This is a genomic window from Bacillus sp. LQ01 (assembly GCF_057624735.1).
Genome location: NZ_JBYEZL010000002.1, coordinates 905,914 through 931,069 on the forward strand (window position 1 = coordinate 905,914; position 25,156 = coordinate 931,069).

Annotated in this window: 25 protein-coding genes and 1 other annotated feature; all 25 genes read left to right on the forward strand. The window is 37.6% G+C overall.

Annotation, left to right across the window (positions count from 1 at the left end):
- Position 1 precedes the first annotated feature (1 nt).
- The 25 genes from ftsZ (at position 2) to pyrE (ending at position 25,126) form a co-directional block, all read left to right on the forward strand.
- Positions 2-1,156, forward strand: coding sequence for a cell division protein FtsZ (ftsZ, locus tag AC22L0_RS17215; protein ID WP_000888984.1), 1,155 nt, complete (start codon positions 2-4; stop codon positions 1,154-1,156).
- A gap of 252 nt (positions 1,157-1,408) precedes the next feature.
- The gene (gene spoIIGA / locus AC22L0_RS17220; protein ID WP_000261970.1) at positions 1,409-2,326 is read left to right on the forward strand and encodes a sigma-E processing peptidase SpoIIGA; all 918 of its coding nucleotides are present in this window, start codon (positions 1,409-1,411) and stop codon (positions 2,324-2,326) included.
- Between the two features lie 19 nt (positions 2,327-2,345).
- On the forward strand, positions 2,346-3,065 hold the full coding sequence (gene sigE / locus AC22L0_RS17225; protein WP_000976948.1) for an RNA polymerase sporulation sigma factor SigE: 720 nt from the start codon (positions 2,346-2,348) through the stop codon (positions 3,063-3,065).
- A 157-nt stretch (positions 3,066-3,222) separates the two neighbouring features.
- A complete protein-coding gene (sigG, locus tag AC22L0_RS17230) occupies positions 3,223-4,002 on the forward strand; it encodes an RNA polymerase sporulation sigma factor SigG (protein WP_000197755.1) in 780 nt (259 codons plus the stop codon).
- A 163-nt stretch (positions 4,003-4,165) separates the two neighbouring features.
- Complete coding sequence (locus tag AC22L0_RS17235; protein WP_000236745.1) at positions 4,166-4,447, forward strand: YlmC/YmxH family sporulation protein; 282 nt, start codon at positions 4,166-4,168, stop codon at positions 4,445-4,447.
- A gap of 120 nt (positions 4,448-4,567) precedes the next feature.
- Positions 4,568-5,386 carry a peptidoglycan editing factor PgeF gene (pgeF, locus tag AC22L0_RS17240; RefSeq protein ID WP_001209006.1) on the forward strand — a complete coding sequence of 273 codons (819 nt, stop codon included), beginning with the start codon at positions 4,568-4,570 and terminating at the stop codon, positions 5,384-5,386.
- Positions 5,383-6,057 (forward strand): YggS family pyridoxal phosphate-dependent enzyme, encoded by a 675-nt coding sequence (locus AC22L0_RS17245; protein ID WP_000218000.1) that lies wholly within the window; start codon positions 5,383-5,385, stop codon positions 6,055-6,057. Before pgeF ends, AC22L0_RS17245 begins: the two co-directional genes overlap by 4 nt.
- Before the next feature lie 19 nt (positions 6,058-6,076).
- Entirely contained in the window at positions 6,077-6,547 is a 471-nt protein-coding gene (locus AC22L0_RS17250) for a cell division protein SepF (protein WP_000119129.1), read from the forward strand.
- A 6-nt stretch (positions 6,548-6,553) separates the two neighbouring features.
- A complete protein-coding gene (locus tag AC22L0_RS17255; protein ID WP_000214233.1) occupies positions 6,554-6,817 on the forward strand; it encodes a YggT family protein in 264 nt (87 codons plus the stop codon).
- A gap of 15 nt (positions 6,818-6,832) precedes the next feature.
- Entirely contained in the window at positions 6,833-7,600 is a 768-nt protein-coding gene (locus AC22L0_RS17260) for a YlmH family RNA-binding protein (protein ID WP_002098127.1), read from the forward strand.
- An 89-nt stretch (positions 7,601-7,689) separates the two neighbouring features.
- On the forward strand, positions 7,690-8,196 hold the full coding sequence (divIVA, locus tag AC22L0_RS17265; RefSeq protein WP_001131611.1) for a septum site-determining protein DivIVA: 507 nt from the start codon (positions 7,690-7,692) through the stop codon (positions 8,194-8,196).
- Between the two features lie 51 nt (positions 8,197-8,247).
- Positions 8,248-8,471, forward strand: a binding site (T-box leader).
- Positions 8,472-8,542: 71 nt separating this feature from the next.
- Positions 8,543-11,308 carry an isoleucine--tRNA ligase gene (gene ileS2, locus AC22L0_RS17270; RefSeq protein WP_000455952.1) on the forward strand — a complete coding sequence of 922 codons (2,766 nt, stop codon included), beginning with the start codon at positions 8,543-8,545 and terminating at the stop codon, positions 11,306-11,308.
- Positions 11,309-11,463: 155 nt separating this feature from the next.
- Entirely contained in the window at positions 11,464-11,793 is a 330-nt protein-coding gene (locus AC22L0_RS17275) for a TraR/DksA C4-type zinc finger protein (protein ID WP_001002956.1), read from the forward strand.
- A 124-nt stretch (positions 11,794-11,917) separates the two neighbouring features.
- Positions 11,918-12,376 (forward strand): lipoprotein signal peptidase LspA, encoded by a 459-nt coding sequence (gene lspA, locus AC22L0_RS17280; protein ID WP_000642184.1) that lies wholly within the window; start codon positions 11,918-11,920, stop codon positions 12,374-12,376.
- 4 nt (positions 12,377-12,380) lie between these two features.
- Positions 12,381-13,289, forward strand: a complete 909-nt coding sequence (locus tag AC22L0_RS17285; RefSeq protein WP_000005830.1) for an RluA family pseudouridine synthase — start codon at positions 12,381-12,383, stop codon at positions 13,287-13,289.
- A gap of 202 nt (positions 13,290-13,491) precedes the next feature.
- Positions 13,492-14,034, forward strand: a complete 543-nt coding sequence (gene pyrR / locus AC22L0_RS17290; RefSeq protein ID WP_001156491.1) for a bifunctional pyrimidine operon transcriptional regulator/uracil phosphoribosyltransferase — start codon at positions 13,492-13,494, stop codon at positions 14,032-14,034.
- 146 nt (positions 14,035-14,180) lie between these two features.
- Positions 14,181-15,464, forward strand: a complete 1,284-nt coding sequence (gene uraA, locus AC22L0_RS17295; protein ID WP_000435928.1) for a uracil permease — start codon at positions 14,181-14,183, stop codon at positions 15,462-15,464.
- A gap of 148 nt (positions 15,465-15,612) precedes the next feature.
- Positions 15,613-16,527, forward strand: a complete 915-nt coding sequence (gene pyrB / locus AC22L0_RS17300; protein ID WP_087967397.1) for an aspartate carbamoyltransferase — start codon at positions 15,613-15,615, stop codon at positions 16,525-16,527.
- Positions 16,511-17,797, forward strand: coding sequence for a dihydroorotase (gene pyrC, locus AC22L0_RS17305; protein ID WP_001108367.1), 1,287 nt, complete (start codon positions 16,511-16,513; stop codon positions 17,795-17,797). The genes pyrB and pyrC overlap by 17 nt, the downstream gene beginning before the upstream one ends.
- Positions 17,794-18,891: a carbamoyl phosphate synthase small subunit gene (locus AC22L0_RS17310; RefSeq protein WP_000828684.1), complete on the forward strand. Its 1,098-nt coding sequence runs from the start codon at positions 17,794-17,796 to the stop codon at positions 18,889-18,891. The genes pyrC and AC22L0_RS17310 overlap by 4 nt, the downstream gene beginning before the upstream one ends.
- Positions 18,876-22,094 carry a carbamoyl-phosphate synthase large subunit gene (gene carB / locus AC22L0_RS17315; protein ID WP_001126097.1) on the forward strand — a complete coding sequence of 1,073 codons (3,219 nt, stop codon included), beginning with the start codon at positions 18,876-18,878 and terminating at the stop codon, positions 22,092-22,094. The genes AC22L0_RS17310 and carB overlap by 16 nt, the downstream gene beginning before the upstream one ends.
- The gene (gene pyrK / locus AC22L0_RS17320) at positions 22,091-22,870 is read left to right on the forward strand and encodes a dihydroorotate oxidase B electron transfer subunit (protein WP_000983359.1); all 780 of its coding nucleotides are present in this window, start codon (positions 22,091-22,093) and stop codon (positions 22,868-22,870) included. Before carB ends, pyrK begins: the two co-directional genes overlap by 4 nt.
- Complete coding sequence (pyrD, locus tag AC22L0_RS17325; RefSeq protein WP_001081049.1) at positions 22,867-23,796, forward strand: dihydroorotate oxidase B catalytic subunit; 930 nt, start codon at positions 22,867-22,869, stop codon at positions 23,794-23,796. Before pyrK ends, pyrD begins: the two co-directional genes overlap by 4 nt.
- A complete protein-coding gene (gene pyrF, locus AC22L0_RS17330; RefSeq protein ID WP_000083496.1) occupies positions 23,781-24,497 on the forward strand; it encodes an orotidine-5'-phosphate decarboxylase in 717 nt (238 codons plus the stop codon). The genes pyrD and pyrF overlap by 16 nt, the downstream gene beginning before the upstream one ends.
- On the forward strand, positions 24,494-25,126 hold the full coding sequence (gene pyrE / locus AC22L0_RS17335) for an orotate phosphoribosyltransferase (RefSeq protein ID WP_000711449.1): 633 nt from the start codon (positions 24,494-24,496) through the stop codon (positions 25,124-25,126). Before pyrF ends, pyrE begins: the two co-directional genes overlap by 4 nt.
- Positions 25,127-25,156 lie beyond the last annotated feature (30 nt).

The following is a 25,156-nucleotide window of genomic DNA, read 5'->3' on the forward strand; positions in this document are numbered from 1 at the left end:
CATGTTAGAGTTTGATACTACTCAAGATCAATTAGCGAATATAAAAGTTATCGGTGTCGGCGGTGGCGGAAACAATGCTGTAAACCGTATGATTGAACACGGTGTACAAGGTGTAGACTTTATCGCTGTGAACACTGATGCACAAGCATTAAATCTATCAAAAGCTGAAACAAAAATGCAAATTGGTGGAAAATTAACGCGTGGACTTGGTGCAGGCGCAAACCCTGAAGTAGGGAAAAAAGCTGCAGAAGAAAGTAAAGAACAGATCCAAGAAGCACTTCGTGGTGCGGATATGGTCTTCGTAACTGCCGGTATGGGCGGTGGAACTGGAACTGGTGCAGCTCCAGTTGTTGCTCAAGTTGCAAAAGAATTAGGTGCTTTAACAGTTGGTGTTGTAACACGTCCATTTACTTTTGAAGGACGTAAGCGTGCGACGCAAGCAGCATCTGGTATTGCAGCATTTAAAGAAAATGTAGATACTCTTATTGTAATTCCAAACGATCGCTTATTAGAGATTGTTGATAAAAATACGCCAATGTTAGAAGCATTCCGTGAAGCTGATAACGTATTACGTCAAGGTGTTCAAGGTATTTCGGATTTAATTGCAACGCCAGGTTTAATTAACTTAGACTTTGCAGACGTAAAGACAATTATGTCTAATAGAGGTTCTGCTTTAATGGGTATTGGTTCTGGTAACGGGGAAAATCGTGCTGCAGAAGCTGCGAAAAAAGCGATTTCTAGTCCATTACTAGAAACATCTATTGATGGAGCTCAAGGTGTTATCATGAACATTACGGGTGGCGCTAACTTAAGCTTATATGAAGTACAAGAAGCGGCAGATATCGTAGCTTCAGCTTCAGATCCAGAAGTAAATATGATCTTCGGTTCTGTTATTAACGAAGGATTAAAAGATGATATCGTTGTAACTGTAATTGCAACTGGTTTTGATGATAGCATTGCAACTCAACCACCAAAACCAATTATTCGTCCGAATGCGAACCACACGCAACAACAGCAACAACCAGTAGCTCAACCTTCAAAACAACGTGAAGTAAAACGTGAAATGAAGCGTGAAGAGCCAGTTGTACATGAGCGTCATTCAGATTCAGATGATATCGATATTCCAGCATTTTTACGTAACCGTCGTAGACGATAAAAAAAGGAGCTTTCATGCTCCTTTTTTGTTTTTTAAATGGAAAAGACCTGCTAAGCAGGTCTTTTTTTTTATTTGGTATATTTTGTTGGTGAAAATAAGAGTATATCATTCTATGAATTTGTACTTTTATTTTTTACCGACAGATTATGTCTAGAAATCACAAAATAACAAAAAAACACCTCCGCAAATTGACACACTTTCCTATTGGATATGCATTATACTAGTCTCAACTTGAAAAAAGAGGTGAATTGTTTGGTTGTTTACGCCGACGTTGTTTGGTTGTTAAACGCCTGCATTGATTTTCTTTTGCTTTTATTAACAGCTACCGTGTTAAAAAAGAAAATCAAAAAATGGAGGCTTGTGTTAGGGGCATTTATAGGTTCAACTATTGTTATTTTTGCCTTTACTCCTTTTGCTTCTATGATGACACATCCAATTATGAAACTACTGTACTCGTTACTTATTGTGTATACAGCATTTGGGTTTACAACATTTAGAAATTATGCACAAACTGTTTTTACTTTTTACTTTGTAACCTTTATGGTTGGCGGAGGATTAATTGGAACTCATTTCTTTTTGCAAACGAATGAAATGGTAAATGGATTGGTTCAATCTCAGTCAATTTCTTACGGTGATCCAATTAGTTGGTTATTTGTTATTTTTGGTTTTCCAGTAATTTATTATTTTTCTAAAAAGCGTATTGAAAGCGTAGAGGTCACGAAAATACACTATGATCAAATTGTGAAAGTAAAAATTCAATTAGCAGAAGAAGAACTAGAACTGGCAGGTCTTATTGACAGTGGGAACCAACTTTATGACCCATTAACAAAAACACCCGTTATGATTATGCATGTTTCATCATTAGAACATTGCTTACCATCTTGGTTAACAGAACAAATTTATTCCAAAACAGAAATTCCTCAAATACCAGAAAATGATTCTGGTTGGGCGACAAAATTACGCTTAATTCCTTTCCGTGCAGTAGGAGTAGAGAGTCAATTTTTGTGGGCAATTAAGCCTGACAGTGTGCAAGTTGACCATGAAGGTAGTTCTATTGTTGTAAACAAAGTATTAATTGGATTAAATACACAACAGCTTTCTACTAATGGGGAGTATCAATGTATTGTGCATCCAAAAATGTTGATTTCGCAAAAAATGGTAATCGCTTAATAATGAGAGGCGGGATAATATGATGAAATTAAAATTTTATTTAGTATACCTTTGGTATAAAGTATTGCTGAAATTAGGAATTAAGACCGATGAAATTTATTATATTGGTGGAAGTGAAGCGTTGCCACCACCGTTAACAAAAGAAGAAGAGGAAGTTCTTTTGAATAAATTGCCAAAAGGAGATCAGGCAGCAAGGTCATTACTTATTGAACGTAACTTAAGGCTCGTTGTATATATAGCAAGAAAGTTTGAAAATACAGGGATAAATATTGAAGATTTGATTAGTATAGGAACAATCGGCCTTATTAAAGCGGTAAATACATTTAATCCAGAAAAGAAAATAAAATTAGCAACATATGCATCGCGTTGTATAGAAAATGAAATTTTAATGCATTTACGTCGAAATAACAAAAATCGTTCGGAAGTTTCTTTTGATGAACCACTAAACATTGATTGGGATGGGAATGAACTGTTATTGTCTGACGTGTTAGGTACAGATGATGATATTATTACAAAAGATTTAGAAGCTACTGTAGATCGTCACCTTTTAATGAAAGCATTACACCAATTAAATGATCGTGAAAAACAAATTATGGAACTTCGGTTTGGGCTTGCTGGAGGAGAGGAAAAGACGCAAAAAGATGTGGCTGATATGCTTGGGATTTCACAGTCATATATTTCGCGTTTAGAAAAAAGAATTATAAAAAGATTACGAAAAGAATTTAATAAAATGGTGTAAAGAATAAGACCAGCCGTTATGTAGGCTGGTCTTATTCTATTTAGTTGTATTAGGAAAGATAATTTAAATAACAAATCGTGAAAAAACCACATGCATAAAATCCCCTTCAAAGGAAATACTTTACACTGTACAGCAACTCCCGATAGGAGGGAACACTTTGACGAGAAACAAAGTAGAAATTTGCGGTGTTGATACAGCTAAACTTCCAGTATTAAAAAATGAAGAGATGCGTAAATTATTTCGTGAAATGCAAAGTGGAGAGATAAGCGCAAGAGAAAAATTAGTGAATGGAAACTTACGTCTTGTACTGAGCGTCATCCAAAGATTTAATAACAGAGGAGAATATGTTGACGATTTATTTCAAGTTGGTTGCATCGGACTTATGAAATCAATTGATAATTTTGATTTAGGCCAAAATGTAAAATTTTCAACGTATGCTGTGCCGATGATTATTGGGGAAATACGCAGATATTTGCGTGATAATAATCCGATTCGCGTATCGCGCTCATTGCGAGATATTGCGTATAAAGCTTTGCAAGTAAGAGAAAAGTTGATTGCAGAAAATTCAAAAGAACCAACAGCAATGGATATTGCAAAAGTGCTAGAAGTAACTCATGAAGAGATAGTATTTGCTTTAGATGCAATTCAAGATCCAGTTTCATTATTTGAACCGATTTATAATGATGGGGGAGATCCTATCTTTGTTATGGATCAGTTAAGTGATGAAAAACAAAAGGACGAGCAGTGGGTTGAAGAATTAGCATTGAAAGAAGGAATGAAGCGTTTAAATGATAGAGAGAAAATGATTATTAGAAAACGTTTCTTCCAAGGAAAGACACAGATGGAAGTTGCAGAAGAAATTGGGATTTCCCAAGCGCAAGTATCACGTTTAGAGAAGTCAGCCATTAAACAAATGAATAAAACGATTCAAGGATAAGGTCTCACCAATTATGGTGAGACCTTTTTATATGTAATATGGTTTGTGCTCATAGTAGGGGATTTGTGTTCATATAATGAAACTAGCATGGTGTTTCGTGTAGGTGGCTTCCTGTAAATATGAGAAACAGTTTCCAATTTGTCATATAAGGGAGAGGATAAAAATGGTGATACGAATTTCAGAGTTACAGATGAAGGATGTTATAAATATTTCAGATGGAAAAAGGATTGGGAATATTGGAGATATTGAAATTGATATGAACACAGGGAAAATTTGTTCTGTTATTATTTCCAAACAGACACGTATGCTAGGTATTTTTGGAAAAGATGTTGAGATTGTAATTCCTTGGAAGGAAATTGTGAAAATTGGGGAAGATGTCATACTTGTAAGAGTAAATCCTGTTAATTCTGTAACAGAATCAATACAAACACCGACAATTTCATAAAGAATATTACAAATTCCTCTTTTTTTTCTGTTAGGATTATGAAAAAATAAAAGTATGGTAAAATAGACAGGAAGTACCATGCTTTTTTCTGTTATTTTAATTAAAAGGAGCCGCTTTATTATGAGAGAACCATTTAAATATGTGGACGGTATACTGTATTTACAAGCGTGGAAAGAACTTGGAAACATTACTGCTGGATTTACGACAAAAGATGGTGGGATAAGTACGGGCTCCTTTCATGCGATGAATTTAGGATTACATGTGAATGATATCGTGGAGAACGTTCATGAAAACAGACGCATTTTAGCAAATAAGTTACAAAAACCATTAGAAAATTGGATTTGCTCTGAACAAGTTCATGCTCATCATGTTGAAAAAGTAGGGCAACAGGAAAAGGGAAGTGGTGTCTATTCATATGAGGACGGCATTTCAAAAACAGATGGCATTTATACGAGTAATGAAGATGTTCTGTTAACGTCTTGTTACGCGGATTGTGTTCCGCTCTATTTTTATGCACCATCACATGGTATGATAGGACTTGCGCATGCTGGATGGAAAGGCACTGTACAAGAGATTGCAAAGGAAATGATTCAAAAGTGGAATGCAGAAGGTATTTCAAGTGATGAAATTCATGTTGCAATTGGGCCGTCGATCGGATCTTGTTGTTATGTTGTGGATGATCGTGTATTAACAGCAGCACAGGAAGTAGTTAGGGGTGCTGTTCCTCATCAAAAAATTTCTGACGGGCAGTACGCAATTAATTTAAAAGAAATTAATCGTATATTATGTGTACAAGCAGGCATAAAAGAAGAGCATATTGTAATGTCATCTCTTTGTACAAGCTGTGAAGAGCAACTATTTTTCTCTCATCGTCGTGATCAAGGTAAGACAGGAAGAATGTTGAGTTTCATAGGTTTTAAGGAGGAAGAAAGCAAGTGACAGTACAAGAAAATTTAGAAATTGTAAACGAAGCTATTAAAGAATCTTGCGCTCGAGCTGGACGTTCGTTGCAAGATATTAAACTTGTTGCAGTTACAAAAACTGTAGGGATTGAAAAAACAAACGAAGTAATTGAAGCTGGAGTTATCGATTTAGGTGAAAATAGAAATGAAGGTTTCTTACAGAAATACGAGCATTTCGGTTCAAAAGTTAATTGGCACTTTATTGGCTCATTACAAACGAGAAAAGTAAAAGAAATCATTAATGAAATTGATTATTTACATTCGTTAGATCGTCTTTCACTGGCGAAAGAAATTCAGAAACGTGCTGATAAGAAAGTGAAATGCTTTATTCAAGTGAAAACCTCATCTGAAGAATCGAAGCAAGGATTGGCAATAGAAGAGGTTGTTTCTTTTATTCAAAGTTTGCAAGAATTCGATAAAATTGAAGTGGTTGGACTAATGACGATGGCTCCATTTACAGAAGAAGAGGAAGAAATCAGACGCTGTTTTAAGGAATTACGTATGCTGCAAACAGAGGTGCAGGAGCTAGAGTTATTACATGCGCCATGTAAAGAATTATCAATGGGAATGTCCAACGATTACAAGATTGCAATTGAAGAAGGGGCTACATATATTCGTTTGGGAACGATTTTAGTAGGAAAAGCGTAAAAGGAAGGAGAATCTTATTATGAGTTGGTCAAAAGTAAAATACTTCTTTTTTGATACACCGGAAGAAAAAGAAGCAGCTCAATATGGTTATGAAAAGGAGCAAACAGACATGAAAAAGCAGCAAGATCCACCAGAACAACAAGACGTTACGTTTCCGAAAGCGCAACCGAAGCAAAATGTTGTGAGTATTGAAACAGCAAAACAATCTTCAAAAGTTGTTTTATTAGAACCACGCACATATTCGGAAGCACAAGGGATTGCGGACCACTTAAAAGGTAGACGAGCTGTTGTAATTAATTTGCAGAGAATGTCTACTGATCAAGCGGTACGTATCGTTGACTTTTTAAGTGGTACTGTATACGCTATAGGCGGGGACATTCAAAAAATAGGGCCGAAAACATTTATGTGTACACCTGAAAATGTAGATATTGTTGGTGCGATTTCAGAGTTATTCGGTGAAGAAGAAGAAACAAATATAAAGAGGTGGTAATACGCCATGACAACAGTTTTTATAGTGTTAAGTTATGCTATCGAGATTTACTCGTGGGCACTTATTATTTACATTCTCCTATCATGGTTTCCTGGTGCAAAGGAATCATCTTTTGGAGAGTTCCTGGCACGTATTTGTGAACCGTATTTAGAACCATTCCGCCGCTTTATTCCGCCGCTTGGAATGATTGATATTTCTCCAATCGTTGCAATCTTTGCGTTGAAACTTGCTAAAACTGGTTTGTTCAGTTTATTAAGCTATTTCTTATAGTAAGAAGGTAAATACATGAGCATCTACGAACATTTTAGGCCTGATGAGGAGGTCTTTGTGGATAAAGTGCTAGAGTGGAAGCGAGCGGCGGAGTACCATCAAGTGAAGTTAACGGATTTTCTTGATCCTAGGCAACAACAAATTGTTTCTATGGTAATAGGACAAGGTGATGTTGCTGTGCAATTTGGTGGTGCAACGCCTAATGCAGAGCGTAAAAGAGCACTTATTTATCCAGACTATCTAGAATTAAATGAAGAAGAATTTCAAGTAGAAGTATTAGAAATTGACTATCCTTCCAAGTTTTATACGCTAGAACATAGGCAAATATTAGGTACATTTATGTCTCTTGGTTTAACAAGAGAAAAATGTGGTGATATTTTGCTGCAAGAAAATCGTGCCCAAATTGTAGTTGCGAAAGAAATTGTATCGTATATTGAGATGAACTTACAATCAATAGGGAAAGTAAAAGTCTCTTTAGCGTCAGTGCAAGGAGAACAAATTCTACAGATACATGAAACGTGGGGAGAGAAATCTGGAACGGTTTCTTCACTTCGTTTAGATGTTATGTTAGCTGAAATGTTACATTTATCTAGACAGAAAGTACAACCTTTCATAAAAAATGGTTTAGTAAAAGTCAATTGGAAAACAGTGGAGCAAACTTCTTATGAATGTTATCCAGGAGATGTTTTTTCTGTTAGAGGATATGGCCGAAGTAAATTATTTTCTGTAGAAGGTAGAACAAAACGCGACAAATGGAGAATTTTGTATGGTATACTAAAATGATTGGTTTTTTAGAAGGAAATCCTCCTATTTTGTCGAAGAAAAGATATAATTGAAAGAGGAAATTTAGATAACTACTTGGAGGTGGCGTTGTGCCGTTAACACCATTAGATATTCATAACAAAGAATTTGGTCGCGGATTCCGTGGCTATGATGAAGATCAAGTAAATGAGTTTCTTGATCAAATTATCAAAGATTATGAATTGGTCATTCGTGAGAAAAAAGCTTTAGAAGAAAAAGTTGCGCAGTTAGAAGGGAAGTTAGATCATTTCTCTAATATTGAAGATACGTTAAACAAATCTATCGTTGTTGCACAAGAAGCAGCGGAAGAAGTAAAACGTAATGCGCAAAAAGAAGCGAAATTAATTGTGCGTGAAGCTGAAAAGAATGCTGATCGTATTATTAACGAAGCATTAGTAAAATCAAGAAAAGTTGCTTTTGATATTGAAGAGCTAAAGAAACAAGCGAAAGTATTCCGAACTCGTTTCCGTATGTTATTAGAAACACAGCTTGAGATGTTAAACAACGATGATTGGGATAAACTAATTGAATTAGAAGACGAAGTAGATGAACTGTTGAAAAAAGAAGAAACAGTGTAAGCTTGACGTTTTTCTCATTATTACATATAATTTTAAACAACATATTTATTAAGAAAAACGAAGATAGGGATAAGTACCTTTTCAAACCTTATATAGCGAACTGAGGATGGTGTAAGCTCAGGATAAGGAGATAGTGGGAATATCACCCTGGAGTTCCGCGCTGAACAAATAGAGTAAGCGTAGGCGTGTATTCGCGTTAAGAATATAAAGAGGATTCTATACATATGTATATAATCTACTAGGGTGGTACCGCGGGAGACTTTCTCGTCCCTTTTGGGGATGAGAAGGTCTCTTTTTTATTCCGTTTTTTAAGTATTTCTTTTATACATGTAAGGAGGAATTGAGCATGGAGTACAAAAATACATTACTGATGCCAAAAACAGAGTTCCCAATGCGTGGGAATTTACCAAAACGTGAGCCTGCAATGCAAGAAAAATGGGCTGAAATGAATATTTACGAAAAAGTACAAGAACATACAAAAGGTCGTCCTTTATTTGTATTGCATGATGGACCTCCATATGCGAATGGTGATATTCATATGGGACATGCATTAAATAAAGTATTAAAAGACTTTATTGTTCGTTATAAATCAATGACTGGTTTTAGTGCGCCATATGTTCCGGGATGGGATACGCACGGTTTACCAATTGAACAAGCTTTAACAAATAAAGGTGTAAAACGTAAAGAAATGACAGTTGCTGAGTTCCGTAAGTTATGTGCAGAGTATGCATATGAACAAGTAGAACGTCAACGTGAACAATTTAAGCGTCTAGGTGTACGTGCAGATTGGGATAATCCATATATTACTTTAGAGCCAGCTTATGAAGCACAACAAATTAAAGTGTTTGGTGACATGGCGAAAAAAGGTTATATCTATAAAGGTCAAAAACCAGTTTACTGGTCTCCAACGAGTGAATCTGCTTTAGCGGAAGCTGAAATTGAATATCAAGATAAAAAATCAGCATCTATTTACGTAGCATTCCCTGTAAAAGATGGAAAGAACGTATTAGAAGGTGATGAAAAGTACATCATTTGGACAACAACACCTTGGACATTACCTGCAAACTTAGGTATTTCTGTTCATCCAGAGCTTGAATATAGCATTGTAAAAGTAAATGATGAGAAATATATCATTGCTTCTGAGCTGTTTGAGACAGTTGCAAAAACGTTAGAGTGGGAAAATGCTGAAGTTGTGAAAACAGTAAAAGGTAGCGAACTTGAGTATACAGTTGCAAAACATCCATTCTACGATCGTGATTCATTAGTTATGCTAGGAGATCACGTAACAACAGATGCAGGTACAGGTTGTGTTCATACAGCACCAGGACACGGGGAAGATGACTTCGTTGTTGGTAAAAAGTATGGATTAGAAGTACTTTGCCCAGTCGATGATAAAGGTGTATTAACAAATGAGGCACCTGGATTTGAAGGCTTATTCTATGATAAAGCTAACAAACCAATTACAGAAAAATTAGAAGAAGTAGGCGCGTTACTGAAACTAACATTCATTACACATTCATACCCACATGATTGGAGAACGAAAAAACCAATTATTTTCCGTGCGACAGCACAGTGGTTTGCATCTATTGAAGCATTCCGTAAAGAATTAATAGAAGCTGTAGCAGAAACAAAATGGGTACCAGCATGGGGAGAAACTCGTCTTCATAATATGGTTCGTGACCGTGGTGACTGGTGTATTTCTCGTCAGCGTGCATGGGGTGTGCCAATTCCGGTATTCTATGCTGAGAATGGTGATCCAATTATTACGGATGAAACAATTAACCATGTAGCAGATTTATTCCGTGAACACGGTTCTAACGTATGGTTCGAGCGTGAAGCGAAAGATCTATTACCAGAAGGATTTACACATCCAGGTAGCCCAAATGGTGAATTCCGTAAAGAAACAGACATCATGGATGTATGGTTCGATTCAGGTTCTTCTCACCAAGCGGTATTAGAAGAGCGCGAAGATTTACAGCGTCCAGCTGATTTATATTTAGAAGGATCTGACCAGTATCGTGGTTGGTTTAACTCTTCATTATCAACAGCAGTTGCTGTAACAGGTAAAGCTCCATATAAAGGCGTACTAAGCCACGGTTTCGTACTAGATGGTGAAGGACGTAAAATGAGTAAGTCGATTGGAAACATCGTCGTACCGAAGAAAATCATGGATCAATTAGGCGGAGACATTTTACGCTTATGGGTATCTTCTGTTGACTATCAATCTGACGTACGTATTTCAGATGATATTTTAAAACAAGTAGCAGAAGTGTATCGTAAAATCCGTAACACATTCCGTTTCTTATTAGGAAACTTAGACGACTTTAAGCCAAGTGAAAATGCAGTAGCTGTAGCTGAACTTCGTGAAGTAGATCGTTACATGTTAGTAAAATTAAATGACTTAATTACAAAAGTTAAAGAAGCATATGAGACATACGATTTCGCTGCTGTGTATCATGCAATTCATAACTTCTGTACAATTGATTTAAGTTCATTCTACTTAGACTTTGCAAAAGACATCTTATACATTGAAGGTGCAAACCACGAAGATCGTCGTGCAATTCAAACTGTATTATATGATGTTCTTGTTGCGTTAACGAAACTTGTAACACCAATCTTACCGCACACAGCTGATGAAGTATGGCCATATATTCCAGGCGTAACAGAAGAAAGTGTACAATTAACTGATATGCCAGAAGCTGTACAATTAGATGACGCGGAAGCGTTAAAAACAAAATGGGATGCATTTATGACATTACGTGATGACGTGTTAAAAGCACTAGAAGTAGCTCGTAATGAAAAAGTAATCGGTAAGTCATTAAATGCAAGCATTACGCTATATCCAACTGCAGAAATGAAAGCTATGTTAGAGTCTATTAGCGAAGACTTAAAGCAATTATTCATCGTTTCTGAGTATAAACTTGGTGGTATGATGGATGAAGCGCCAGCAGATGCACCGAAGTATGAACATACAGCGGTTGTTGTTGTTCAAGCAACTGGTGAAACATGTGAACGTTGTTGGGTAGTTTCAGAAACAATTGGTAAAGATGCTGAACATGAAACATTATGTGAGCGTTGTGCAACAGTTGTTAAAGAAAACTATGTAAAATAATAAAAAACTGACTGCTATTGATGCGGTCAGTTTTTTTGTTGATGGTATATCAAGATCACTTTCAGACTCTTTCCTGTGAAGGAAAAATGTGTGTGAGGTAAGCAAATAAATTTCGGACACACTAACTGTACATTACAGCTAGGAGGAATGTACACGTGAATGAAATTTACATGGAAATAAAAGAAGAATTGCAATTGATGAGAAAAGAGTTGCAAGAGAGACTAGCTAAAGAAGTAATGCACAAATATGATGTCGAGTTCAGCCAAGAGCTTGGATATGAAATTAAGGAAGAGATAAAGAAAAAATTGCTATTACATGATATAAAAGAGGATTTAAAGGATGTAGAACGCGCATTATTTAAAATGGAAATAGACATGTATGGTATTTGTGAAGAGACGGGGAGATTAATTTCGACAAAGCAAATGAAGACAATGCCGACTGCCCGTACGATTCATGAATTCTTCTACGAAAAGGTAAATGTATGAATACGCACAACGATATTATATTACCTTTTTTTAATTTATTTTATTCTTCTATAAAGGTTCATTGTGAAAAGGTAGCAGCTATGCTAAAATTTTGAGGTACACTGTCTTTGTGGGGGAAATGAAAATGATATATTATGTAATAGCGTTATTCGTCATTGCTATCGATCAAATATCGAAGTGGTTAATTGTAAAGAACATGGAATTGGGTACGAGTATTCCGATTATCGACAATGTATTATACATAACATCACATCGAAATAGAGGCGCTGCTTGGGGTATTTTAGAAAATAAAATGTGGTTCTTCTACATTATTACAGTTGTTTTTGTAGTGTTTATTGTATTTTATATGAAAAAGTATGCGAAAACAGACAAGCTTCTAGGTATTTCGTTAAGCCTAATTTTGGGCGGGGCAATTGGTAACTTTATTGATCGTGTATTTAGACAAGAAGTAGTGGATTTCATTCACGTGTATATTTTCTCGTACAACTATCCAGTATTCAATATAGCTGATTCAGCATTATGTATTGGTGTTGTATTAATTATTATTCAAACATTATTAGAAGGCAAGAAAGCGAAGGAGTAATTGAATGAGTGAAGTAGTACAAGTAACAGTTGCAGCAGAGCAAAAAAACGAGCGAATTGATAAATTCGTTGCAGGGATAAATAACGAATGGTCACGTACGCAAGTGCAGCAATGGATTAAAGATGACGTTGTGACAGTAAACGGAAAAGCGGTAAAAGGGAATTATAAAGTAAAAGAAGAAGATGAAATTACAGTAACAATTCCTGAACCAGAAGAGTTAGATATTCAACCAGAGGATTTAAATTTAGAAATTTATTATGAAGATGCAGATGTGCTTGTTGTAAATAAGCCACGTGGTATGGTTGTACATCCAGCACCAGGGCATACAAGTGGTACACTTGTAAACGGCCTTATGCACCATTGTACAGACTTATCAGGCATTAACGGTGTAATGCGTCCAGGTATCGTGCATCGTATTGATAAAGATACATCTGGACTATTAATGGTTGCTAAAAATGATATGGCACATGAATCGCTTGTAAATCAGCTTGTAGCAAAAACAGTAACGAGACGTTACAAAGCGATTGTACACGGTGTGATTCCGCATGATAAGGGAACGATTGATGCTCCGATTGCTCGTGATAAGAAAGAGCGTCAAAGTATGACAGTTGATGAAAATGGTAAGAACGCTGTTACGCACTTCCAAGTGTTAGAACGCTTTAAAGACTTTACGCTTGTAGAATGTCGCTTAGAAACGGGACGTACGCACCAAATTCGTGTTCATATGAAATATATTGGCTATCCACTTGCAGGAGATCCAAAGTATGGTCCGAAGAAAACGTTAGATATGAATGGACAAGCACTTCATGCGGGTATTTTAGGCTTTGATCATCCTCGTACTGGTGAATATATTCAGTTTGAGGCACCGATTCCAGAAGTGTTTGAAGACGTATTAAATATTTTACGAAAATAGTATTGACAAATCATAAGAAAACTGAGATACTGACAACAGTTAAATAATGATCCTTTAACACAGCCCCGTGAGGTTGAGAAGGTAACGGTTTGAAATACTTAGGGTATGTTGTACCCTTTTTTCAAAAGTCCTCTCGCACACGCTGAGAGGACTTTTTTTATACCATTCTCTCACGCAAGAAAAAAGCTTGGAGGTGTAGAGCATGCAAGAGAAAGCTGTCGTTTTAGATGACCAAATGATTCGCCGCGCTTTAACACGAATTAGTCATGAAATCGTGGAACGAAATAAAGGTGTCGATAATTGTGTTCTTGTCGGAATTAAAACTCGTGGAATTTTTATTGCACAACGTTTGGCAGAACGAATTGGTCAAATTGAAGGAAAAGAAATGGAAGTTGGAGAGTTAGACATTACGTTATATCGTGATGATTTAACACTACAATCGAAAAATAAAGAACCACTTGTAAAAGGTTCTGATATCCCTGTAGATATTACGAAGAAGAAAGTTATCCTTGTGGATGACGTATTATATACAGGAAGAACAGTTCGAGCAGCAATGGATGCTCTTATGGATTTAGGTAGACCATCTCAAATCCAATTGGCGGTTCTTGTTGATAGAGGTCATCGCGAATTACCAATTCGCGCTGATTATGTAGGGAAGAACATTCCAACATCAAGTGAAGAGCGTATCGAAGTTGATTTGCAAGAGACAGATCAACAAGATCGAGTAAGCATATACGATAAGTAAAGCCCTTTTAAATGTAGTCCTGTGAGGCTGCCAAAGGGTCTTGGCTTTCATATGTCAAATTTGGCATACGAAAGTGTAGGACTCTTTGTGCACAGGCACAAAGAGTTTTTTTATTGCAAAGATTTAAACTGAAGGAGGATGTAACAATGGAACAAAAGCCAGTGTTAGACGTTAATGAAGTACCGAAACCGGGAAAATGGTTATTTTTAAGTATACAACATTTGTTCGCGATGTTTGGATCAACAGTGCTTGTTCCGTTTTTAACAGGATTGAATCCATCAGTAGCATTAATATCAAGTGGATTAGGAACGTTAGCGTTCCTTCTTATAACGAAAGGTCAAGTACCTGCCTATCTAGGATCATCATTCGCCTTTATCGCACCGATTATAACAGCGAAAACGGCAGGTGGACCGGGAGCAGCAATGCTTGGTGGTTTGCTAGCAGGACTTGTGTACATCTTAATCTCACTCGGAATTAAGAAATCAGGATCAGAGTGGATTATGAAATTACTACCACCAATCGTAGTTGGTCCAGTAGTAATGGTAATCGGTCTAGCTTTAGCACATACAGCAGTTAACATGGCGATGAACGGTGCGGATGGCAAATATAGCTTTACACACTTTTCAGTAGCATTAGTAACATTAGCAATTACCATTATATGCTCGATATTTGGAAGAGGATTTTTCAGTATAATACCAGTGTTACTTGGCATTATCGGCGGATATATCTTCGCTTACTTCCAAGGGCTAGTAGACTTAAAGCCGGTAGCTGAGGCAAAATGGTTTGTTGTACCAGATTTCACAGTACCATTTGTAACATATACACCAGAGTTTTCATGGAAGATTGTACTCTTGATGGTACCAGTTGCACTAGTAACAATATCAGAACATATCGGACATCAAATTGTTCTTGGAAATGTTATTAAAAGAGATTTAATTGAAAAACCAGGTTTACACCGTTCAATCTTCGGTGACGGAGTAGCAACATTAATTGCGTCACTAATCGGTGGGCCACCGAATACAACGTATGGGGAAAACATCGGTGTGCTAGCAATTACGAGAGCATACAGTGTATACTTATTCATCGGTTCAGCAGTATTCGCAATCATGTTCGGGTTTATCGGTAAGATTTCTGCACTGATTCATTCGATCCCAACACCAGTTATGGGTGGTGTATCAATCTTACTATTCGGTGTAATCGCATCAAGCGGATTACGCATGATGGTAGATGATAAAACAGATTTAAGTGACAAACGAAACTTAATGATTGCATCAGTAATATTAGTAATCGGTATTGGTGGAGCGGTACTTCACGTAGGAGAATCATTCCAAGTAGAAGGAATGGCACTAGCAGCAATTGTAGGTGTACTGTTAAATCTACTACTACCGGAAACGAAACAAATAAAACAATCTAAGCAGATTGCTTCATAATAATAACCTTTTAATTCAGTCCTGTGAGACCGGAAAGGGTGGCTTCTTTCTTGCACCCTAGTCTCACATGACTAGGGTATTTTTATGCAAAGGTTGTTATAAAAATTCAAAAGTGGTAACATAAAAATCAGAAAGATGAGGGATGACGATGAGCCATTTGTTAACGATGAGTGAATTATCGGAAGTAGAAATTTCAGAAATCCTAAAAGATGCAGAAGATTTTGCGAATGGAAAAGAGAGCAAAACGGCAGAGCAAACTTTTGTTGCGAACTTGTTCTTTGAGAATAGTACGAGAACGAGATTTAGCTTTGAAGTTGCTGAGAAGAGATTAGGACTTGATGTTTTAAACTTTTCAGCTGATGCATCTAGCGTACAAAAAGGAGAAACTTTATACGATACGATAAGAACACTAGAATCAATCGGAACAAAAGCAGTGGTCATCCGCCACGAGCAAGATCGCTACTTCGATGAACTAAAAGATCAGGTGAATATTCCAATCTTAAACGCTGGAGATGGATGCGGAAACCACCCAACGCAGTGCCTACTCGATCTTCTTACAATTAAACAAGAGTTTGGAAGATTTGAAGGTTTGAAGATTGCAATAGTAGGAGATGTTCGTCATAGCCGAGTAGCACGTTCTAATGCAGAAGCATTAACGAAGCTTGGTGCAACAATTTACTTTGCAAGTCCAGAAGAGTGGAAAGATGAAGACAACACATTTGGAACATACAAACCATTAGATGAACTTGTTCCAGAAGTTGATGTAATGATGTTACTCCGTGTACAACATGAGCGTCATGATCATTATGAAACAGACATTATGAAAGAATATCATGAGAAACACGGATTAACAGTAGAAAGAGAAAAGCGTATGAAAGAAGGAAGCATTATTATGCATCCAGCTCCTGTAAACCGTGATGTTGAAATTGCAAGTGAACTTGTTGAGTGTGAGCGTTCACGCATATTTAAACAAATGGAAAATGGAGTTTACGTAAGAATGGCTGTACTAAAACGCGCCTTACCAAATGTATTAGGAGGAATGAAACATGAATTATTTGTTTAAAAATGGTCGTTATATGAATGAAGAAGGAAAAATCGTAGCAACGGATCTTCTCGTACAAGACGGTAAAATCGCTAAGGTAGCAGAAAATATTACGGCAGATAATGCTGAAGTAATCGATGTGAACGGAAAGTTAATCGCACCTGGATTAGTAGATGTACACGTACATCTTCGTGAACCAGGTGGTGAACATAAAGAAACAATTGAAACAGGTACACTAGCAGCGGCAAAAGGTGGATTCACTACAATTTGCGCAATGCCAAATACACGCCCGGTACCAGATTGCAGAGAACATATGGAAGACTTGCAAAAACGTATTGAAGAAAAAGCTCATGTTAACGTACTACCATACGGAGCAATTACAGTACGTCAAGCTGGTTCTGAAATGACAGATTTCGAAACATTAAAAGAACTTGGAGCATTTGCTTTCACAGATGACGGCGTAGGCGTACAAGATGCGAGCATGATGTTAGCGGCTATGAAACGTGCAGCAAAATTAGATATGGCAGTAGTTGCGCACTGTGAAGAGAATACGCTTATTAATAAAGGTTGTGTACATGAAGGGAAGTTTTCTGAGAAACACGGATTAAACGGTATCCCATCAGTATGTGAATCTGTACATATTGCAAGGGATATACTGCTTGCTGAAGCAGCAGATTGCCACTATCACGTATGTCATGTAAGTACGAAAGGTTCGGTACGTGTAATCCGTGATGCGAAACGCGCTGGAATTAAAGTAACAGCAGAAGTAACACCGCATCACCTAGTGTTATGTGAAGATGATATCCCATCAGCTGATCCTAACTTTAAAATGAACCCACCGCTTCGTGGAAAAGAAGACCATGCAGCATTAATTGAAGGTTTATTAGATGGAACGATCGATATGATTGCAACTGACCATGCACCGCATACAGCGGAAGAGAAAGCACAAGGAATTGAAAGAGCACCGTTTGGAATTACTGGTTTTGAAACAGCATTCCCGCTTCTATACACAAACCTTGTGAAAAAGGGAGTTATTACGCTAGAACAGTTAATTCAATTCTTAACAGAAAAGCCAGCTGATACATTCGGCTTAGAAGCAGGTCGCCTAAAAGAAGGTAGAGCAGCTGATATTACAATCATTGATTTAGAACAAGAAGAAGAGATTGACCCAACAACATTCTTATCAAAAGGAAAAAATACACCATTCGCAGGTTGGAAATGCCAAGGATGGCCGGTAATGACAATCGTTGGTGGTAAGATCGCATGGCAAAAGGAGAGTGCATTAGTATGAAAAGACAACTTATCTTAGAAGATGGAACAGTATTAATTGGAACAGGTTTCGGAGGCGAAATCGAAAAGTCAGGTGAGGTTGTATTTACAACAGGAATGACTGGATATCAAGAAACATTATCTGATCCATCATATTGCGGTCAAATCGTAACATTCACGTACCCATTAATCGGAAACTACGGCATTAACCGTGACGATTTTGAATCCATTCACCCATCTGTAAATGGTTTAATCGTAAACGAAATTTGTGATCATCCATCAAACTTCCGTAATGAAATTTCGTTAAATGATTACTTGAAAGAAAGAAATATCCCAGGATTAGCAGGGATTGATACGAGAAAATTAACGAGAAAAATTCGTCAATACGGTACATTACGCGGACGCCTTTGTAATATGGATGCAGATGTAGAGTACATTGTAAGTCAATTAAAAGCGACAGTATTTACAGATCATGTAAAACGCGTATCAACGAAAGATCCATACCCAAGCCCAGGTCGTGGTCACCGAGTTGTACTAGTAGACTTCGGTATGAAACATGGTATTTTACGAGAATTAAATAAGCGTGACTGTGATGTAATTGTAGTTCCTTACAACACAACAGCAGAAGAAATTTTACGCCTTAGCCCAGATGGAATTATGTTAAGTAATGGACCTGGAGATCCGAAAGATGTATCAGAAGCAATTGAAATGTTAAAAGACATTATCGGTAAAGTTCCTTTATTCGGAATTTGCCTAGGACATCAATTGTTCGCTCTAGCATCAGGTGCAAATACAAGTAAGTTGAAATTTGGTCACCGTGGTTTAAACCATCCAGTAAAAAATCTTGCAACTGGAAAAGTAGCAATTACATCTCAAAACCACGGATACGCAGTAGAAGAAGAATCAGTTGAAAATACAGATCTTGAAATTACACATGTTGCTTTAAACGATGGAACGGTAGAAGGTCTTCGTCATAAGAAGTTCCCAGCATTTACAGTACAATACCATCCAGAAGCTTCAGCGGGACCAGAAGATGCAAATGATTTATTCGAAGATTTCTTAACAATGATTGAAAACTTCAAGAAAGAAGGGGAAGAGTTATGCCAAAACGCCTAGACATTAACACAATTTTAGTAATCGGATCAGGACCAATTGTAATTGGGCAAGCAGCGGAGTTTGACTACTCTGGTACACAAGCTTGTCAATCTCTTAAAGAGGAAGGTTACAAAGTAATCCTTGTTAACTCTAACCCAGCAACAATTATGACGGATACTGCAACAGCAGATAAAGTATACATCGAGCCATTAACATTAGAATTCGTAAGCCGTATTATTCGTAAAGAACGTCCTGATGCAATCCTACCAACATTAGGTGGTCAAACAGGTTTAAACATGGCTGTTGAACTTGCAAAATCAGGCGTACTTGACGAGTGCGGAGTTGAAATTTTAGGAACAAAATTATCAGCAATCGAGCAAGCGGAAGATCGTGATTTATTCCGTACATTAATGCAAGATTTAAATGAACCAACACCACCAAGTGAAATTATTCATAACCTTGATGAAGCATATGGATTTGTAAATGAAATTGGTTATCCAGTAATCGTTCGACCAGCGTTCACATTAGGAGGAACGGGCGGCGGAATTTGCCATAACGAAGAAGAGCTAATTGAAATCGTAACAAGTGGTTTAAAACATAGTCCAGTAACACAATGTTTATTAGAGAAAAGTATTGCTGGCTGTAAGGAAATTGAATATGAAGTAATGCGTGATTCAAATGATAACGCGATTGTAGTATGTAACATGGAAAACATCGATCCAGTTGGTGTTCACACAGGTGATTCGATTGTAGTAGCACCGAGCCAAACGCTAAGCGACCGTGAATATCAAATGTTACGTAACACTTCATTACGAATTATTCGTGCACTAGGAATTGAAGGTGGATGTAACGTTCAGCTTGCGCTTGATCCATATAGCTTCCAATACTATGTAATCGAAGTAAATCCACGTGTAAGTCGTTCATCTGCACTAGCATCTAAAGCAACTGGATATCCAATTGCGAAATTAGCAGCAAAAATTGCAGTCGGCTTAACGTTAGATGAAATTGTAAACCCAGTAACACAAAAAACTTACGCTTGCTTCGAGCCAGCGTTAGACTATGTTGTTTCAAAAATTCCACGTTGGCCGTTTGATAAGTTTGAATCAGCGAACAGAACGCTTGGAACACAAATGAAAGCAACTGGTGAAGTTATGTCGATCGGACGTAACTTAGAAGAATCATTACTAAAAGCAGTTCGTTCTTTAGAGCTTGGCATTTATCACTTAGAATTAGACCACTTAAAAGAACTTGATAAAGAAACGATGAAAAAACGTATCATTAAAGCGGATGATGAACGACTGTTTATTGTAGCAGAAGCAATTCGCCAAGGTGTAACGAAAGAAGAAATCAATGAATGGTGTGAAATGGACTTCTTCTTCTTACAAAAAGTTGAAAACATCGTAAATATGGAACGTGAAGTAAAAGCGAATGTAGGAAATATAGAAGTACTACAAACTGCAAAAGAAATGGGCTTCAGCGATCACTACATTGCAGCAGCTTGGAACAAAACGGAGCGCGAAATTTACGATATGCGTAAAGAAAATAATATGATGCCAGTATTCAAAATGGTAGATACTTGTGCGGCAGAGTTTGAATCTGCAACGCCATATTACTACAGCACATATGCGGACGAAAATGAATCGATTGTAACAGATCGTAAGAGTGTAGTAGTTCTAGGATCTGGTCCGATCCGAATTGGTCAAGGTGTTGAGTTTGATTACGCAACAGTTCACTCAGTATGGGCAATTAAAGAAGCTGGATATGAAGCAATTATCATTAACAACAACCCAGAAACAGTTTCAACAGACTTCAGTATTTCTGACAAATTATACTTTGAACCATTAACGATTGAAGATGTAATGCACATTATCGATTTAGAAAAACCAGAAGGTGTTATCGTTCAGTTCGGTGGACAAACGGCAATTAACTTAGCAGCGAAACTAGAAGAACACGGTGTGAAAATTTTAGGAACATCACTTGAAGACTTAGACCGTGCAGAAGATCGTGATAAATTCGAAGCTGCTTTAACAAAACTTGGCATCCCGCAACCAGTTGGTAAAACAGCAACGACTGTAGAACAAGCGGTAGCAATCGCAGAAGAAATTGGTTACCCAGTATTAGTAAGACCATCTTACGTACTAGGTGGACGTGCAATGGAAATCGTATATCGTCAAGAAGAACTGCTGCACTACATGAAAAATGCAGTTAAAGTTCATGCAGATCACCCAGTATTAATCGACCGTTACATGGTTGGTAAAGAAATTGAAGTAGATGCAATTTCGGATGGTGAGAATGTATTCATTCCAGGTATTATGGAACATATTGAACGCGCTGGAGTTCACTCTGGTGACTCAATTGGAGTATATCCACCACAAAGTTTATCTGAAAAACTAAAAGAACAAATCATTGAACATACAATTGCACTTGGAAAAGGATTAAACATTGTTGGATTACTAAATATCCAGTTTGTAGTATTCAAAGATCAAGTGTACGTAATTGAAGTAAATCCACGTGCAAGCCGTACAGTACCGTTCTTAAGTAAAATTACAGGCGTACCGATGGCGAATGTTGCAACGAAAGTTATTTTAGGGCAAGACCTAGTAGAGCAAGGATACGGAACTGGCTATCACCCAGAAGAGAAAGAAGTATATGTAAAAGCTCCGGTATTCTCATTCGCGAAACTACGCTCAGTTGATACAACATTAGGACCTGAAATGAAATCAACAGGGGAAGTAATGGGTAAAGACTTAACGCTTGAAAAAGCATTATATAAAGGATTAGTTGCTTCTGGAATTAACATCCCAACGCACGGCTCAGTAATCATTACTGTAGCTGATAAAGATAAAGAAGAAGCGATGGAAATTGCAAAACGTTTCCACGAAATCGGCTATAACTTATTAGCAACAGCTGGAACAGCACAATCATTAGAAGAGCAAAATATCCCAGTACAAGTTGTAAACAAAATTGATTCTGAAGACTACAACTTACTAGATATTATCCGTCAAGGAAAAGCACAGTTTGTAATTAACACATTAACAAAAGGTAAACAACCAGCGCGTGATGGTTTCCGCATTCGCCGTGAATCAGTAGAAAATGGTGTGGCTTGCTTAACATCACTTGATACAACGAGAGCAATCTTACGAGTATTAGAATCTATGACATTCTCAGCTCATTCAATGAAAGAAATTACGCAAACAAAGCGTCACGAGGTGGTACATGCATGATGCAAAAGCAAAATATGATCGTCGTTAATCAAAAAGAAATCGCAAAAAATATTTACGAATTAGTGCTTCAAGGAACGTTAGTACAGCAAATGAACGAACCAGGGCAGTTTGTACACATTAAGGTAGCAGAGGGCATTGCGCCCCTTCTGCGCCGCCCAATTAGTATTTGTAATGTAGATCAAGAGAAGAACGAATTTACAATGCTATATCGTGCCGAAGGACAAGGGACAAAAACATTAGCAACTAGAAAACAAGGTGAAATGGTAGATGTACTAGGACCATTAGGACACGGTTTTCCTGTAGAAGAAGCAGAAGCTGGTCAAACAGCTTTACTAGTAGGCGGGGGAATTGGTGTACCACCACTTTATGAATTATCACAGCGCCTCGTTGCAAAAGGTGTACGTGTTATTCACATCTTAGGCTTTCAAACGAAAGATGTAGTTTTCTATGAAGAAAAATTTGCAGAACTTGGTGATACGTACGTTGCAACAGTAGACGGTACACACGGTACAAAAGGATTTGTCACAGATGTAATTGATAATTACGGAATTGACTTTGATATTCTTTATTCATGTGGTCCGTTAGCGATGCTTCGTGCATTAGAAGGACGTTACAAAGAGAAAAAAGCCTATATTTCATTAGAAGAACGTATGGGCTGTGGTATTGGAGCTTGTTTCGCATGTGTATGCCACTTACAAGAAGATCCAAGTGGACATTCTTACAAGAAGGTGTGTAGCGACGGACCAGTATTTCCAATCGGGGAGGTTGTACTATGAACAGATTGCAAGTTGAATTACCAGGATTATCATTAAAAAATCCAATTATACCGGCATCTGGATGCTTTGGGTTTGGTCGTGAATATGCACAGTTTTACGATTTAAGTGTATTAGGATCAATCATGATTAAAGCGACGACAGAACAACCACGTTATGGAAATCCGACGCCTCGTGTTGCTGAAACACCAGGCGGCATGCTAAATGCAATCGGACTTCAAAACCCGGGATTAGACAAAGTAATGAATTCGGAATTACCATGGTTAGAACAATTTGACCTTCCAATTATTGCAAACGTTGCAGGCTCACAAGCTGAGGATTACGTAGCGGTTGCGAAGGAAATTTCTAAAGCGCCTAATGTCCATGCACTAGAATTAAATATTTCTTGTCCGAACGTAAAAACAGGTGGTATCGCCTTTGGTACAAATCCTGAAATTGCTGCTGATTTAACGAAGCGAGTAAAAGAGGTTTCTGAAGTACCTGTATACGTGAAGTTGTCACCGAACGTGGCAAACATTGTGGAAATTGCAAAAGCGATTGAAAATGCAGGTGCAGATGGTTTAACGATGATTAATACATTGCTTGGTATGCGTCTAGATTTAAAAACAGCTAAACCAATTTTAGCAAACCGTACAGGTGGATTATCAGGTCCTGCGATTAAGCCAGTAGCAATTCGTATGGTACATGAAGTAAGCCAAGCGGTAAACATTCCGATTATCGGAATGGGTGGTATTGAGACAGCGGAAGATGTAATTGAATTCTTCTATGCTGGCGCAAGCGCAGTTGCAGTAGGTACAGCGAACTTTATTGATCCGTTCGTATGTCCGACAATTATTGAAGAGTTACCAGCATTACTAGATGAATTAGGATTTGATCACATTTCGGAATGTCAAGGAAGGAGCTGGAAGCAAACATGTCACAGTCGTTAATCGTTGCATTAGATTTTCCAGGGAAACAAGATGTAGAACAATTCTTGCGCCACTTTGAAGGGGAAGAGTTATTTGTCAAAGTTGGTATGGAGTTATTTTACAAAGAAGGCCCTGCGATTATTACGTACTTAAAAGAAAAAGGACATAAGATTTTTCTAGATTTAAAACTTCATGATATTCCGAATACAGTAAAAAGCGCTATGCGTAGCCTAGCTAGTCTAGATGTTGATATGGTAAATGTTCATGCTGCAGGGGGAAGCAGTATGATGAAAGCTGCGATTGAGGGATTAGAGGAAGGTAAGCAAGAAGGAAAAGAGAGACCGATTTGTATTGCAGTTACACAACTAACAAGCACTTCGGAAGCTATGATGAAAAAAGAGATCGGCATTGAGAAAACGTTAGAAGAAGCGGTTGCTCATTATGCAAAACTAACGAAAGAAAGTGGACTTGATGGCGTTGTTTGTTCAACACTTGAAGTTCCAAAATTACGTGAAGTATGCGGAAATGAATTTGTAACAGTAACACCGGGGATTCGTCTTGCAAGCGATGATGTAAATGACCAGGTGCGCGTAGCAACACCGAAACGTGCGAGGGAACTTGGCTCAAGCTACATCGTAGTTGGACGTAGTATTACAAAAGCAGAAAATCCGCTTGAAGCGTATAAAACAGTAAAACAACAGTGGGAAGGTGTAACAGTATGAAAAAAGAAATCGCATCGCATTTATTAGAAATTGGAGCAGTATTTTTACAACCGAACGATCCATTCACATGGTCTTCAGGTATGAAATCACCAATTTATTGTGATAACCGTTTAACTTTATCTTATCCAAAAGTACGTCAAGCGATTGCAGCTGGATTAGAAGAGTTGATTAAAGAGCACTTCCCAACTGTAGAAGTTATTGCAGGAACAGCAACTGCTGGTATTGCGCACGCTGCATGGGTAAGCGATCGTATGGATTTACCAATGTGCTACGTACGTAGTAAAGCAAAAGGTCACGGTAAAGGGAACCAAATCGAAGGAAAAGCTGAAAAAGGTCAAAAAGTAGTAGTAGTAGAGGACCTAATTTCAACTGGCGGTAGTGCAATTACATGTGTAGAAGCACTTCGCGAAGCTGGCTGTGAAGTATTAGGGATCGTATCAATCTTCACATACGAGCTAGAAGCAGGAAAAGAAAAGTTAGAAGCAGCGAACGTAGCATCATATTCTTTAAGTGATTACAGTGCATTAACTGAAGTTGCAGCAGAAAAAGGTATGATTGGACAAGCTGAAACGAAGAAATTACAAGAGTGGCGTAAAAATCCAGCTAACGAAGCTTGGATCACAGCGTAACACGAAAAAAGACGACCGCGGGGGAACGCG

Coding starts and splice junctions, on each gene's coding strand:
- lspA (WP_000642184.1), top strand. CDS start 11,918: ATGATATATTATGTAATAGCGTTATTCGTCATTGCTATCGATCAAATA.
- ileS2 (WP_000455952.1), top strand. CDS start 8,543: ATGGAGTACAAAAATACATTACTGATGCCAAAAACAGAGTTCCCAATG.
- pyrF (WP_000083496.1), top strand. CDS start 23,781: ATGTCACAGTCGTTAATCGTTGCATTAGATTTTCCAGGGAAACAAGAT.
- AC22L0_RS17285 (WP_000005830.1), top strand. CDS start 12,381: ATGAGTGAAGTAGTACAAGTAACAGTTGCAGCAGAGCAAAAAAACGAG.
- uraA (WP_000435928.1), top strand. CDS start 14,181: ATGGAACAAAAGCCAGTGTTAGACGTTAATGAAGTACCGAAACCGGGA.
- ftsZ (WP_000888984.1), top strand. CDS start 2: ATGTTAGAGTTTGATACTACTCAAGATCAATTAGCGAATATAAAAGTT.
- carB (WP_001126097.1), top strand. CDS start 18,876: ATGCCAAAACGCCTAGACATTAACACAATTTTAGTAATCGGATCAGGA.
- pgeF (WP_001209006.1), top strand. CDS start 4,568: ATGAGAGAACCATTTAAATATGTGGACGGTATACTGTATTTACAAGCG.
- pyrC (WP_001108367.1), top strand. CDS start 16,511: ATGAATTATTTGTTTAAAAATGGTCGTTATATGAATGAAGAAGGAAAA.
- pyrK (WP_000983359.1), top strand. CDS start 22,091: ATGATGCAAAAGCAAAATATGATCGTCGTTAATCAAAAAGAAATCGCA.
- sigE (WP_000976948.1), top strand. CDS start 2,346: ATGATGAAATTAAAATTTTATTTAGTATACCTTTGGTATAAAGTATTG.
- AC22L0_RS17235 (WP_000236745.1), top strand. CDS start 4,166: ATGGTGATACGAATTTCAGAGTTACAGATGAAGGATGTTATAAATATT.
- pyrR (WP_001156491.1), top strand. CDS start 13,492: ATGCAAGAGAAAGCTGTCGTTTTAGATGACCAAATGATTCGCCGCGCT.
- AC22L0_RS17255 (WP_000214233.1), top strand. CDS start 6,554: ATGACAACAGTTTTTATAGTGTTAAGTTATGCTATCGAGATTTACTCG.
- pyrB (WP_087967397.1), top strand. CDS start 15,613: ATGAGCCATTTGTTAACGATGAGTGAATTATCGGAAGTAGAAATTTCA.
- pyrD (WP_001081049.1), top strand. CDS start 22,867: ATGAACAGATTGCAAGTTGAATTACCAGGATTATCATTAAAAAATCCA.
- AC22L0_RS17250 (WP_000119129.1), top strand. CDS start 6,077: ATGAGTTGGTCAAAAGTAAAATACTTCTTTTTTGATACACCGGAAGAA.
- AC22L0_RS17260 (WP_002098127.1), top strand. CDS start 6,833: ATGAGCATCTACGAACATTTTAGGCCTGATGAGGAGGTCTTTGTGGAT.
- pyrE (WP_000711449.1), top strand. CDS start 24,494: ATGAAAAAAGAAATCGCATCGCATTTATTAGAAATTGGAGCAGTATTT.
- AC22L0_RS17310 (WP_000828684.1), top strand. CDS start 17,794: ATGAAAAGACAACTTATCTTAGAAGATGGAACAGTATTAATTGGAACA.